A 12432-nucleotide genomic window follows, 5' to 3' on the forward strand; every position below is an offset into this window, starting at 1 on the left:
AAATAAGAGTATTTGAATCTTTATCTTTAATTTTACATGGCTATTTTTAAAAAAGTTTTAAAAACTTCTCTCTAGTAAAGTAAGCGTCAAATAACTCCAAAATCAACTTTTATTGTATATTTTGGAGTTACTTGACGTTTACATCGTTCTCATCGAGCGTGTTCTGCAAATTCGCGTACAGACCTAATGTTCCGTTCGTGAAGCATTGATTGAAGCGGGCATTAGCCGCTGGAGGCCAATCATGACTGCTGAAGCGACAATTATCGTACTTGTTCCGCTTGCAACTGGAGTCTCTGAAAGAGGACTGATGTCGAAAAGTCTCACGATCGTCGTCATTGGAGGTCTTATTTCATCCACACTGCGTATATTAATAGTCGTACCTATTATTTTTGAGTTGATAGAGAGTATGGTTTCGAGAAGAGAGAAAGAGGGAAAAAACGGAGCGTCACCTTATCCGTCTAACTCTATAACATTCTGGGAGGATGTCACGTTGATAATTGATTTAATTGTCGCCAATTTAGTAATACCTGGCTTGCTGTCGTTGTGGATCTGGAAATCGCAAGGATCGAGCTTGGTTGGAACCGTAACTTGTTTGTTGACTACTATGTCTTATTTCATATTTTACTGGCTCGGGGATTCCTATAAAGCATTGACAATTTTCGGTTTAATTTGGATGCCATTTATCATTTTCGCATCTTATCGCTTAATTAAAAAAACATATGGAAGTCCTGTATTTCCACACGAAATAGGTAAGTTGGCGACTCTAACCATCATCGTCATGACCTCTTTTATATTTATTTATTTGAACATAACTGCCTTACAATCAAGTTTTTATAAGAATCAGAAGGAAACGGATCACTTCATCTTTTACAGCTCTAAAGCGGATTATTCAGAGGTTGTAAAGCTTGCTGACAATTTAGAACAGCATTACGGGCGTATCATTGGCTTACTTAAAACAGAGCCAAAGACGAAGACAAAAGTAACAGTTTTTTCAAATCAAATCAATCTGGTATATTCGTTGGGGCTATTTTCTAATTTTTGGTCATTAGGCGTATTTGGCGATGACGAACTATTTATCTTATCACCGAAAAACCGGTCTTCTATATTAAATTCAAGCATTCATGAATTTACACATGTCGTGCTGTCTCATATTGACAGTAAACGACCTACGTGGCTGGAAGAAGGAGTTGCCAATTATTTAGGAAATACGGATCTTAATGCCCAAAAAGTGCTCCCAACCTTGGTTTCTGCTGGTAAAATACCTAGCTTTGACGAGATAAATGGGCCAGCATTCGTGTATAGAAACGGGTATCCATATTCCTATACGATTGTGGAATTTTTGGTAATTAAATATGGATATGAGAAATTAAACGACTTCATCCGGCACCCAGAGGAATATAACCGAATATTTGGCGTCAGCAAATCAGAATTACACAGTCTTTGGGTTAATTATTTAAAAGCGAATTATAGCCACTGATCCTAGACTGTTTCAGAAAGGATATCCCAATGAAACCAAATGTATTATATTGTTTGCCGCACGCGTATCTCTCTGATTGTCACCTGCATTTTTCTTTCCTTGTCGAACTTTGCGAATGGCCATATGTCCAGCTTTACACACGTACATGCCGGCGTCCTTGTTAAACTCAAATTCATCTTCTTTTTGACGTTTACTTTTCTACTGAGAAGTACTCTTTGATTGTTTGAAAATCCATATTCGACAGGATATGAAGATAATTTAGACAATATGCACAAATTGCAACTTAACGATTACATTTTATGAAAAGGAAGAATATATAGAAAGTGATAATTAGTATTTTCCACAAAAATAACCTTACTGCACGTAAGGTTATTTCTACCTATATGGAAATGAGTAGCGACGGATAATTATTTTACCTTCAAACAATTATCCTTTTCTATTGGCTAGTTCTTACAAGCAAATTTTTCAGCAAGCGTACACTATCAATCACGATAAGTATTAATACTGTACTCTGAATAGGTAACATTCGAAATTTGTATAGAAACCTATCAATCATATATATATCTTGCTCATTCGTTATAGTAGTAGGAGCGAATATAAGGTGATCTTTCCAATTATCTATCCAAGTTAAATCAACTGCGGAAAATTGCATCGTTCCTAACCACAAGTAAAGAAAAATTGGTATAAGAATCATATATTGCAAGCTATGTAATATCTTTCTTTGTTTCTTACATTCAATAATTTGAAAGACAATAAGTGTCAGTACGTACACTATCGACAGAAGAAATACTATGGTGACAAACGGTTGAATTGAAAAAGCAAATCGCAATTTATCAATTTCATTAATTTGACTATAATCTGTTGCATTTTGAGGTGTAAAAACAAAATGCTGTTTATCAGCACCTATCATTAACTGACTACCAACGAAACTAGTAAACATAAATGTAATAAAAAATATAGGCAAAACAAGAATATATTGCCCCCAAAATAACATGGTCCTTTTCAACATACCATCTCCTTTTTTATACAATAAGGCAAGAAATATCATGTATGCTCACACTACATTAAGTATATATAGGAAAATTACCATTATATTGTAATTTTATATTGTTTTAAGCTATTAGAGAACCAAAAATTTGAAAATTTCTCTTGTTTTATTTATGAATCTTACAGCGTAAATGGTATATATAATGAAATCAAAAAAGGATGAGTCCCCCATCCTTTTCCTCTCACAAAATGAATGTTATATAAACCTATATATCACGGTGTTTCCGAAGGGAAATGAACTGTCAGTTTTCATCCCAATTTCTGCGTACAAATTCAACTCCCCAGAGCCTGCATAATTCACCTATTAATTTTTGTTAGGACGGAACAACAAAAAATCCCTGCAACAATACAGGATTTTCATCAAACATTATTATAATTATCAAACTTTATTTTAAATCTACATTTATCGTATAAACATTGTATGAAAGTTTGTTATCCCTATTAAGTAGAAACTTGCTATATAGAATAATTTTTTTATATGATAAAGTGGGCTTATGCTTAAATGAAAAAAGGAGAGTGACCCAGATGACAAACCAAAATGAAACGAACGCTTTACCGCCAAAAACATGTACGATTGAACGTCTCATCACGATTCAGGAGGACATTGAAAAAGTGCTTGCAGGACAGAAAACGGCTACTCGCCGCAACGGGAGATATGCGGATGTCGGGGAAGTGATGGAGCTTCAAGGTCACCGGTATGTTGTGGAGAAGGTCTATTCTCAGTCACTTGGCAAATTGACTGATGAGCATGCCCGTCAAGAAGGCTATGCGAATGTGGAGGAATATAAGCAATCTATCCTGTCTCTTCACCCTGGCATGCCGTGGCTGCCAAATATGAGAGTTTGGGTTCATGAGTTCCGTCCCATCGAAGGTTAATGTGATATAAGGATGGACATGCTGTATCGACTGCTTCTGTATGTACATATTTTCAGTGTAATCTTATCCATCGGCCCGTTTTTTGTATTGCTTCCGCTCATCAAAAAATTGCGGGCTTCAGAGGCCCGAACACAGCAGGCTTATCTGGATGTATTCCGATTTTCGGTCAGGCTGGCCAAGCATGCCGGGCATGTGCTGGTTGCATCCGGGGTTTTGCTTGTACTGGCGGGCCCATGGACTTGGAAGACCCCTTGGATAGTGATGACCCTTATTCTCATGGCGAGTTCATTATTTTTCCTGGCCCGCGCCTTTTCACCGACCATTCGGAAATTCAGCGAAACGGGCCAAGACAAGGACGCCTTGATTCAATTGTTGCGGCGTTCTGTTTGGATTTACATTGTTCTTTTAATGGCGATGTTATGGTTCATGGTGACAAAGCCTGCGTTGTGGCAGGGGGGATAGATCTAGGGCGAATAGCGGCTTTGTGTGATTGCCGTTTGAATTCGCCGGGTGGCATGGAACAAGGACAAGCCAAAAATGGCTTGTCCTTGTTGTAGTTACGCTTTGAAGAGGTGATGAAATAGCCTTTTACGATCTGATCCTATTACCCCAAAGCAAGGTTTTTGCTTTAGCTTTGGAATAAAGTCTGATTAAAAAATGCTCTTCAATCCTTATTTAATAACAAATATAAAAACTCCATTTTGAAAAAAGATTGATCAAAATGGAGTTACTCTTTTTAGCTAAGTATGAGATTTTCATAAAAAAATTTGATCATTTCTATGATATTCCCTCCATTAAAGCGCCCTTTAATGGAGGAACATGCCAGAGGATGTCAAACAAAGAACTAAGGCTTTGGTCAACCTTTTATAAAGCAGTCACAATAGTAATTTTGTGACTGCCATTTTTAACTAAACGAAAATTGAAACACACTCTAACGATATTAATCTCTTAAGAACAGTAAAAATTTAGTTAATCACTTTTTGTTTTTCTTGACATAAAAAGGGGCAATCCCTCAGCCAATTTTCCATGGCTTTTGGGACAGTCCCTCTAATCCTTTAACTGATAGAAAACCTGTTCAATTTTGCCTCAGTACGAAACATGACAGTGTTAAGCTCATTCCCTCGGCTATCTTGTCCCCTTCTGAAATAGAGACTGCGTAAAAAATTCTTGCTGTTCACGCGAGCAATCACCTGACTGCGACTTCTCGGCAAATTGCAGCATTGCGCTAAGTCGCTAATCCAATCAGTGATTTCTTGATGTGGAAGTAACTCTTTGTCAATCATCGTATCCACGATGTTGACCAACCGCTCATCATCCTCATCGCTAAAAATGTGTCTACCATTATGAAGCATGCCAGAAATAGCGACAAGAACCTCACGCAGTAGTGCGACGCTGCTCTCCTCGCACTGCACCAGCTCGACAAAAACATCCGCACCGTGAGACGCGCTGTGAGCCCAGCCTCCTACTGGAAGATAACCTCGCAGCTCCTTCTCCTCTTTATAATAACGGAGCATTGCATGCATTAATTGCTCAATTTCCGCTTGATTGAAAAATGGATTCTGTCTGTGGCGTTGCACAATCAAAGCGATAGGCAAGGCAGAGAACGTCCTTGTAAAAACTGACTGATCATCCTCGCTGCCAATATTATAGAACAAATGGTTCTCATCAGTCAGAACAGTTAAGAGGCTACGCAACTCCTCTTCACTGAACCTATTCTCTTCCTTAATCCACATATAAAACATAGGATAAATCAGGTTATCCCGTAATTCTGGCTGAGGATCGCCAATATATTGAAGTAACAAAGGTAAGAAATCTTGATGCTGCTCACCTTCGCGCAACTGATACTCATCCTTCTCAATTCTTTGCAAATCCAACATCAATTTGGTCCTTGTATCGCTCATTTTCCCATCCCTTTCATCATTCGTTCTATTCGGTCGATTGTTTTTTCAAATACTCTTAAACCTACGTTGTTATATTTTAAAATTTTTTGCAATCTTATTTTCACTCCTGATTCATGAGCTGTAATTAGCCTTTGACTCTGCTTTAAGTCATCAATAAGAAGTATTTCCGATAATATCCAAAGTGAAATCATATAAATTATCATAGTGTAATAGTTCAATTGCTGTATCTCTTTTCATTTCAAGCCTTACTGCATATGTAGTTTCTCTATTTTTTCGAAATCTGTTCTGCGGCCAGTAACAATATAATTCGAATACTCAGTTAAATAAAAATAATTACGTTCTAAATCCGACAGAAATTCATGCTGTCTGTTTTTTTATTCCTTTTAAACGAGTTGAACGACCCTTTGAAGACACATTTTGAATCTTTAACCAAGGTTTATAATCTACTCCAATACCAGTCCCTCGACCTTGTTTAATCCACTGTTCAATCTCGGATGTTCTTTTTCTTTTCGACATAAAAACACCCCTTTAGATAATCATATCTAAAGGGGTAAAACGGTGCAACTTTATTTCAAATCTACACCTTATTTAGTGAGAACCAAAAAGAATTCATTTTGAAAAAAGTTTGATCGGTTTATTTGATATATCTTTTTTTGTCCCGTAGATAAATCAGTTGTACTGAAGTATCCATTTCTTATCTCTACTTTGCCTTCTAGGTCTAATTAATCTTTTATAAGAAGAAAACGTGGCAAATATGTAATTTTCCATATCTGAGCCACGTTTTTATCCTATTGCAGTTTTTACCCGAATCGTTTCCGTATCCCTGCAAAGGTACAGGGAGCTTAATGCCATAACGTTGCTATACAATTGTAAGTCAATGTAGTTGCTAGAGTATTATACAGTGGAAATTCACATGGAAATCATAGAGCTACAATGACAGGCTAAATAAGAAAAAAAGCTTCCTTATGAAGACTGTTTCATCTTTATGTATTCTGTAAGGATATCCATTTATTAATCATAAAACTCTAAAATCTTTCATACTTTCTCCAAGAATATAGTGTGAAAACCACATCAAATTCTGCTTCATAATAGCCACATTAATTCCTGGCTGGTCAGAACTATATGCCATTCCTTTAAATATAATTAATTCTGTATCAACTTCCATATCCCTTAATCCTTGATATAGCTCATATGCATTTGGAGTTGGGACTCTTGCATCCTTTTCGCCATGTTGGATTAGAGTAGGAGTACAGGCTGATTTAATATATGTCATTGGTGATGTTTTAGTATATATCTCTGGATCATTCCATGGATTATTTCCTAAATACATCCTAATAAAGTAAGATATATCTGTATTTACATAATGGGTACTCCAATTAGTAATTCCACCTCCAACTGAAATAGCTTTAAATCTACTACTAAATGTAGAGCAGAAAGCTGATATATATCCACCGTTGCTCCATCCCATAACCCCTACTCTATCTTTATCTGCAATCCCTTTGTCAACTAGTTTATCCACTCCAGATATAACATCATCGTAGTTAGCAATTCCCAGTTTTCTATAATTTGCTTTTAAGAATTCATTACCATAACCCGAACTTCCCCTGTAGTTTGGTTCTAAAACTATAAAACCTTTTTCTATAAACTGTTCAATAGGATATTTCTCATTAAAACAGTCTGAAAATATTGGAAAGGATGCCCAAGCCGGACCACCATGGATTACCACTAATAAGGGATATTTTTTATTTGCGTCAAATTCTACCGGGGTTGATAAAACTCCCTCTATTTCAAGACCATCACTACTTTGCCATGAGATTATTTCCCTGTTACTTTTAAGCTTTCCTTTGAAAAAGCTATTTTCATTCGTTATTTTTTTATCGTCTAAATAGATTTCAAAGGTTTCATTTGTAATAGCCTTATTATAGGATATATGATTTCCATTCCTTGTTATAGAAGCATCCATTATAAAGCTATTTATTTTTTCGCTTAACATTTCTATAGTGCCATTCTCAGATAACAACCCAATAAGATAATTAGTTTTATTCTGCCATCTAATCAATATTCCTTTAGCTGTCCACCGTAATGGAATAACCGTACTATCAAAATCTGTTAAAGGTTGAATTAGCTCTCCATTATTAATATCATATATCTCTAGCGTACTGTCTTGTATATGGTTCTTATAGTAATCCTTCTCCCTTATGCTTGCTGAGTAACATATTTTGCTGCCTTCAGGAGAAAAGCAAATGCTCCCTCCCAACAACTTATCTATATTCGTCTTTTGTAGCTCTCCAGCTTTAATATCTAGTATGTATAGATCTCCATTAATATAATCTCCCATATTTGGGCTTGGTGTAGCCATTAATACAACCTTTTTCCCACAATTTGAAATATCAAATTCATGGACATGAAAATCCTTACCATCAGTTAGTTGATAAACAACGCTATTTTCGTGTTCATCTTTATCCTTACCGGCACTATCAGAATTTTTTGGGTGTTCATATTTATCATTTTGTATCACTTTTTCTATTTCAATGTAATATAAACAATTATTCTGGTATTCCTTACCTATATGATGGAAATCTCCATATAGTTCCTTACGTTTCTTTATCATCTCAGATTCTTTTGACTGTGCAACATAATAAAAACCCTTGCCAGTAGGTTCCCATTTGAATTTACTGACCCCTTCTTTCTCATCAGTAATTTGAACCCCACTATAACCATCTATTGACTTAACAAAGATCTGATTTTTCTTATTATCCCCGTCACCAACTGGGCTAAGGTATGCGATATCTCTAGAATCTGGAGACCATAATGGGTATGTACTATCTATATCCCTAGTTGTTAATGGGTAGCACTGCCCCTTATCTTTTTCATATATCCATACATGATTCCTATATTTATTGTCTTTCCAGTTAGCTGTCTTCTTGACAAATGCTACGTTTTTGCCATTATCACTTATATTTGTACCTGATAAGGTTGGTAATGAAATAATCTCTTCTATACTTAGATATGTTTTTTCATTCATTTTCATTAATAAACCCCCTCGTAACTTTTCTTATCCTGGGAACATTATATTTCTCTATTTAATATTGACACATATAAATTATGAATTGATTCATCTTGTTCATATATTCTAAGAATTTCTTTAATCATAAAAAACTTGTTCCCCTTATATTCATTTACATTCCTATCACAAGATATTGAAAATGTTTCGTACAATATTTCTATACAATAGGAAAAATTCCTTCTTCCACTAACTGGCCCTATAATGAAAAGATACGTCTTTCACTCTCCCACTGATAAATCTATTAATCTAAATTCTATTATGTTCAATGAAAGGCTTTTTCAAACGAGGATATTCAATAATCTAAGATATTGATAAATTTCAATCTTCGAATAATCTAAAAAGACCCTTTCTATGTTTCCAGGAAAGCGCCCGATTGTGGAAGATTGAAAATGCGAAAGAGCTGCAAAAATATCCTCTAAGTTATTTTACTAACGCACCGTTTACTTTAATAAACGATATTTATAATAAGATACTGTTTTATTTTCTTTTCGAGCGCATACCTTTTAATTTAGTAATCTTATCTTGATTAAGCAATTGGTTATATATTTCACTCTTAACATCATAAATGGCAATTTTCCCTTGATCGTTATAGTGTATTCCCCAACCATAATTTTTCACTAAAGGAGAAGCTCTGAAGCAAGCCATAGATTTTGAAAAAAATTGTTTTCGCAGTTCATCTGTATTTTCTTCTTCTATTTGATTTTTGATTAAATAAGTTTTAAATTGCACATCTTCTTGTGTAAATTTATAAGGATTATTCTTAATTAAATCATATTTAATAGAAGCAATAGTAGGTTTTCCGTTTCTGGTGACAGGTACTATGGCAGAAGTAGCTTTTGAATCCTCTGAAATGGTAATAAGTGTGTTCTTGTAACTCATATAACAACCTCCTTAGTAAACCAATTTTTCATAAATATATATAATATTTACAATTATACAAATATCTAGAAAGTAGATTTCCAAGTTTGGGAATCTACTTCAAAAAAGTTCTTCAAAAAAAGCGCACGATTGTTGAAGAAGTAACAGTTACTATCGAGTATTTCCTAATGATATTTATTGTATTTTTTTGGAATATACAATATTATTAATTTCTATTTAAATGATAGATTAGTTGCACAACACCAGAGGAGAACGTTCTTGTATTAACCATTTTTAAATTCAACCTCTGTTTTATATCAATAAACAACGGTTTTCCTTCTCCCAAAATAACGGGGTGAACAGATAATCTAAATTCATCAACAAGCCCTAAATTGATAAAAGTTGTAATAAGACTTGCTCCACCATATAGCCAGATATCTTTACCAGGCTTATTCTTTAACTTATTTACTTCTTCAAAAATATTGTCATTTATGAATATTGCTTTATTATCAGTCCCTTTTTGCGTTCTGGAAAACACATATTTTTCTTTACTATGAACTAATTCCCAAATTCCTTTTTCAGTATCAGTATCTTCAATTTCTGGAGTAAATTGTCCCCATAAATCGAAACTTTTTCTTCCATATAAAATAGTATCAATTTGATTTAAGAAATTAATAAACCCCATCTCAGAGTCCATGATGCACCAATCAACTTCCCCATTTTTCCCTTCAATAAAACCATCTAAAGTAACTGCTAAATCTAAAATTATTCTTCTTGGTCTTACGTTATTGGACATAATGCTTCCTCCCTTTAATCATTTAGATATTGTTTCTCCCGCTAAGTTTTTTATATTTTCATTATTTACAATATTTATTTCCGAATAAAGTTACTGATGTTATTAAACTAACCTGCTCTTTAACTTAATAACAATTATCTCAAATTCCCATTATTTCCACAATTCATTCAAGAATATGGCCCAATAAAAGAAGACGCCCTCTTACTTAAGAATGGCGCCTGATTGCTGAAAAACGTTCGGCACATCTATGCTTTCTGGATAAAGGAGAAACAATCCTATTTTGCGTACGTTTCTCCATCACTTCATGGTGTCTGCCTAAAACCCTAGATTATGGGGTTTTTCTTTTATATCCGAAAAACGACATTTTGCCGTTTTCGTTCTCAACAATACTGTATGGATAGATCTGGTCAGAATATCTACGAACAAATCCTCCTCCACCTACTGGATAGATCTCAATATGAAGATTGCCAGAGAATCTCGTGAAATACAACTTGCCATTAAGGAATTTCACTTCAATCTTATCTTTCAAGTATGTACCGCAATACTTTTTAAGCTTACTTTCGTTGATAGGAAGCTCTTTATGTTTTGTCGGAGCAACTACATCAACATGATGCAGAATATCGGAAATTGCATTACCCATTCTGTACTGATTTATAGCTTCATTATTGGAAAGAATGATAATACAAATATCTTCATCGAAAAAATCCTGCATATAAGTACTGATACCAAGTTGATCTCCTCCATGGGAATATCTGTCTGTTCCGTAAACATGATGATGTTCCAGTCCATAGCAGTAATTATTTTGGTTCTCGTTAAAAAACCTAGTATAGACCTCCTTGGATAGGATTTTCCGATCCCGTAAACAGGTATACCATTTATACAAATCATCGCAATTTGAAATTATGGCTCCTGCACCGATGCTAAACTTCTCGTTAAAATACGGGCATTTGATGGTTGCATCAAAATCATTTACATAATTACTTGATCTGTTTTTTATCGTTTTACAACCGTCATCAACATCGCTGTTCATCATATTCAAAGGCAGGAATATATGGTTTCTTAGATAATATTCATATTTTTCTCCTGAAACATTTTCAATGATCCATGCAAGCAAATTATAGTTCGAGTTATTGTAATCATATACCGTTCCCGGTGGCTTTGTAGGCTTTTTATTAATATACCTCTGAAAGAAATGGTTTCGTGAATAATCCATTCTGTTGTATCCCGCAAAAAAGTCATTTTCGAAGTTTGTGAAATTATATAAACCAGAAGTATGCGATAATAAATGATGGACAGTGATTGATTCGTCAATTTTCATATTGGCGGGGAGGTATAATTGTGCAGGTTTATCAATGTCCATCATTTTTTTTCATGAAGGAGCATAATAGCAAAGGCCGTAAACTGTTTTGACATGGAAGCAAGGGAGAAGCACGAGTTGGTATCATTTTTCACCCCAAACTCGATACTTGCATAGCCGTATGCATTTTCAAAAAGCACCTCGCCTTTTTTGGTCACTTGAATAACTCCGTAAAAGTCCCACAATTCTAGATATTTGTTAATATAAGCCTCTAGTTTTAATCGTATTTCTTGCATCAGATCACACTCCACACAAAATATATATAATTTATACTGTGTTTCCCGTTAGCGATGTCCAAGACTCTGGGAAGTTAACACCTATGCTCACGCCATACAGTCGCTTTTGCTTAAAATATCGGAATTAAAGAAACTTCATTTGGTTAACCTATAGAAATTCTTGATAAACAGTCTTAAATCCTTCTTTTATTAAACAATATGGCCCGATTGTGGAAGAAACGCTAATATTATGAAAATGTGTTCTTTTAAATTAACTTGTTTAATAACATTTCACTCCTATGGCGAACACCTTTAGAACTATGCTTCGCCTTCATTACAATAACACCTTGATTTTCAATAATCTTTAATGTTTTACTCGTCCAAGTACCATTGTCATTAACAAGATTCACAAGTAAACAATGATAAATAGACTTCCAATTAGTAATTTTAGATGATGATAAAATGAGCATCGACATCGAGTGATTTTCTCGCTCTACTTCTATTATGTTGAATCGTTTTCCTTTAACCATATATACTTCAGCAATCACATACCGTCTTTTCGAAACACCATCACTTAACTTTATAAATTTACGTTCTCCCAAGCCCTCTGGCAACACATCGGTAAACACTCTAATTGCCCGTATTTCCGAGTTTTGTTCCAATACTTTCAACACATTAATAAAATCTTGCAGCTGTAGCTTTTAAATAAAGTTTGATCAAATTAATTCTATCAATCGTAATAGAAGAACAGAAGAAAAGAGCGTGTTTTGAAAAAAATTGATCAAAACACGCTTTTTTTATATTCAATTGAATCATCCTTTTATAAAAAAGCATTCCT

At 34.6% G+C, this 12432-nt stretch carries 11 protein-coding genes and 2 pseudogenes; 3 read left to right on the forward strand and 10 right to left on the reverse strand.

Annotation, left to right across the window (positions count from 1 at the left end; genetic code table 11):
- Positions 1 to 202 precede the first annotated feature (202 nt).
- Positions 203 to 1477: pseudogene (locus COO03_RS14335) on the forward strand (efflux RND transporter permease subunit); the annotation flags it as partial.
- A gap of 436 nt (positions 1478 to 1913) precedes the next feature.
- Here COO03_RS14335 and COO03_RS14340 read toward each other — a convergent pair.
- The gene (locus tag COO03_RS14340) at positions 1914 to 2486 is read right to left on the reverse strand and encodes a DUF4306 domain-containing protein (protein WP_097897812.1); all 573 of its coding nucleotides are present in this window, start codon (positions 2484 to 2486) and stop codon (positions 1914 to 1916) included.
- A gap of 563 nt (positions 2487 to 3049) precedes the next feature.
- Between COO03_RS14340 and COO03_RS14345 the strand changes: the two genes are divergently transcribed.
- Both COO03_RS14345 and COO03_RS14350 read left to right on the forward strand, forming a co-directional pair.
- The gene (locus tag COO03_RS14345; RefSeq protein WP_097897813.1) at positions 3050 to 3400 is read left to right on the forward strand and encodes an ASCH domain-containing protein; all 351 of its coding nucleotides are present in this window, start codon (positions 3050 to 3052) and stop codon (positions 3398 to 3400) included.
- Positions 3401 to 3418: 18 nt separating this feature from the next.
- Positions 3419 to 3862: a DUF2269 family protein gene (locus tag COO03_RS14350; RefSeq protein ID WP_097897819.1), complete on the forward strand. Its 444-nt coding sequence runs from the start codon at positions 3419 to 3421 to the stop codon at positions 3860 to 3862.
- Between the two features lie 593 nt (positions 3863 to 4455).
- Here COO03_RS14350 and COO03_RS14355 read toward each other — a convergent pair.
- The 9 genes and pseudogenes from COO03_RS14355 to COO03_RS14390 all read right to left on the reverse strand — a co-directional run bounded on the left by COO03_RS14355 (position 4456) and on the right by COO03_RS14390 (position 12286).
- A complete protein-coding gene (locus COO03_RS14355; protein ID WP_097897814.1) occupies positions 4456 to 5301 on the reverse strand; it encodes a DUF2785 domain-containing protein in 846 nt (281 codons plus the stop codon).
- On the reverse strand, positions 5298 to 5519 hold the full coding sequence (locus tag COO03_RS14360) for a hypothetical protein (RefSeq protein ID WP_230322523.1): 222 nt from the start codon (positions 5517 to 5519) through the stop codon (positions 5298 to 5300). The genes COO03_RS14355 and COO03_RS14360 overlap by 4 nt, the downstream gene beginning before the upstream one ends.
- Positions 5520 to 5597: 78 nt before the next feature.
- Positions 5598 to 5817 (reverse strand): annotated as a pseudogene (locus tag COO03_RS27610) (TnsA endonuclease N-terminal domain-containing protein); the annotation flags it as partial.
- Positions 5818 to 6316: 499 nt separating this feature from the next.
- Complete coding sequence (locus COO03_RS14370) at positions 6317 to 8332, reverse strand: S9 family peptidase (protein WP_097897815.1); 2016 nt, start codon at positions 8330 to 8332, stop codon at positions 6317 to 6319.
- 513 nt (positions 8333 to 8845) lie between these two features.
- Positions 8846 to 9247 (reverse strand): DUF6157 family protein, encoded by a 402-nt coding sequence (locus COO03_RS14375; RefSeq protein WP_097897816.1) that lies wholly within the window; start codon positions 9245 to 9247, stop codon positions 8846 to 8848.
- 205 nt (positions 9248 to 9452) lie between these two features.
- The gene (locus COO03_RS14380; RefSeq protein ID WP_097897817.1) at positions 9453 to 10022 is read right to left on the reverse strand and encodes a dihydrofolate reductase family protein; all 570 of its coding nucleotides are present in this window, start codon (positions 10020 to 10022) and stop codon (positions 9453 to 9455) included.
- A 328-nt stretch (positions 10023 to 10350) separates the two neighbouring features.
- The gene (locus tag COO03_RS14385) at positions 10351 to 11385 is read right to left on the reverse strand and encodes a serine hydrolase domain-containing protein (RefSeq protein WP_255287503.1); all 1035 of its coding nucleotides are present in this window, start codon (positions 11383 to 11385) and stop codon (positions 10351 to 10353) included.
- A complete protein-coding gene (locus COO03_RS27615; protein ID WP_255257314.1) occupies positions 11382 to 11615 on the reverse strand; it encodes a serine hydrolase in 234 nt (77 codons plus the stop codon). The genes COO03_RS14385 and COO03_RS27615 overlap by 4 nt, the downstream gene beginning before the upstream one ends.
- Before the next feature lie 245 nt (positions 11616 to 11860).
- A complete protein-coding gene (locus tag COO03_RS14390; protein WP_170958199.1) occupies positions 11861 to 12286 on the reverse strand; it encodes a Tn7-like element transposition protein TnsE in 426 nt (141 codons plus the stop codon).
- Positions 12287 to 12432: the final 146 nt, after the last annotated feature.

Source organism: Bacillus sp. AFS098217 (assembly GCF_002551815.1).
Lineage (GTDB): Bacteria > Bacillota > Bacilli > Bacillales > Bacillaceae_G > Bacillus_A.

What these genes read in the sequence shown, in the direction of transcription:
- COO03_RS14385 (WP_255287503.1), bottom strand. Translation starts at nt 11,385, where the DNA reads ATGATGGACATTGATAAACCTGCACAATTATACCTCCCCGCCAATATG.
- COO03_RS14350 (WP_097897819.1), top strand. Translation starts at nt 3,419, where the DNA reads ATGCTGTATCGACTGCTTCTGTATGTACATATTTTCAGTGTAATCTTA.
- COO03_RS14355 (WP_097897814.1), bottom strand. Translation starts at nt 5,301, where the DNA reads ATGAGCGATACAAGGACCAAATTGATGTTGGATTTGCAAAGAATTGAG.
- COO03_RS27615 (WP_255257314.1), bottom strand. Translation starts at nt 11,615, where the DNA reads ATGCAAGAAATACGATTAAAACTAGAGGCTTATATTAACAAATATCTA.
- COO03_RS14370 (WP_097897815.1), bottom strand. Translation starts at nt 8,332, where the DNA reads ATGAAAATGAATGAAAAAACATATCTAAGTATAGAAGAGATTATTTCA.
- COO03_RS14340 (WP_097897812.1), bottom strand. Translation starts at nt 2,486, where the DNA reads ATGTTGAAAAGGACCATGTTATTTTGGGGGCAATATATTCTTGTTTTG.
- COO03_RS14380 (WP_097897817.1), bottom strand. Translation starts at nt 10,022, where the DNA reads ATGTCCAATAACGTAAGACCAAGAAGAATAATTTTAGATTTAGCAGTT.
- COO03_RS14345 (WP_097897813.1), top strand. Translation starts at nt 3,050, where the DNA reads ATGACAAACCAAAATGAAACGAACGCTTTACCGCCAAAAACATGTACG.
- COO03_RS14375 (WP_097897816.1), bottom strand. Translation starts at nt 9,247, where the DNA reads ATGAGTTACAAGAACACACTTATTACCATTTCAGAGGATTCAAAAGCT.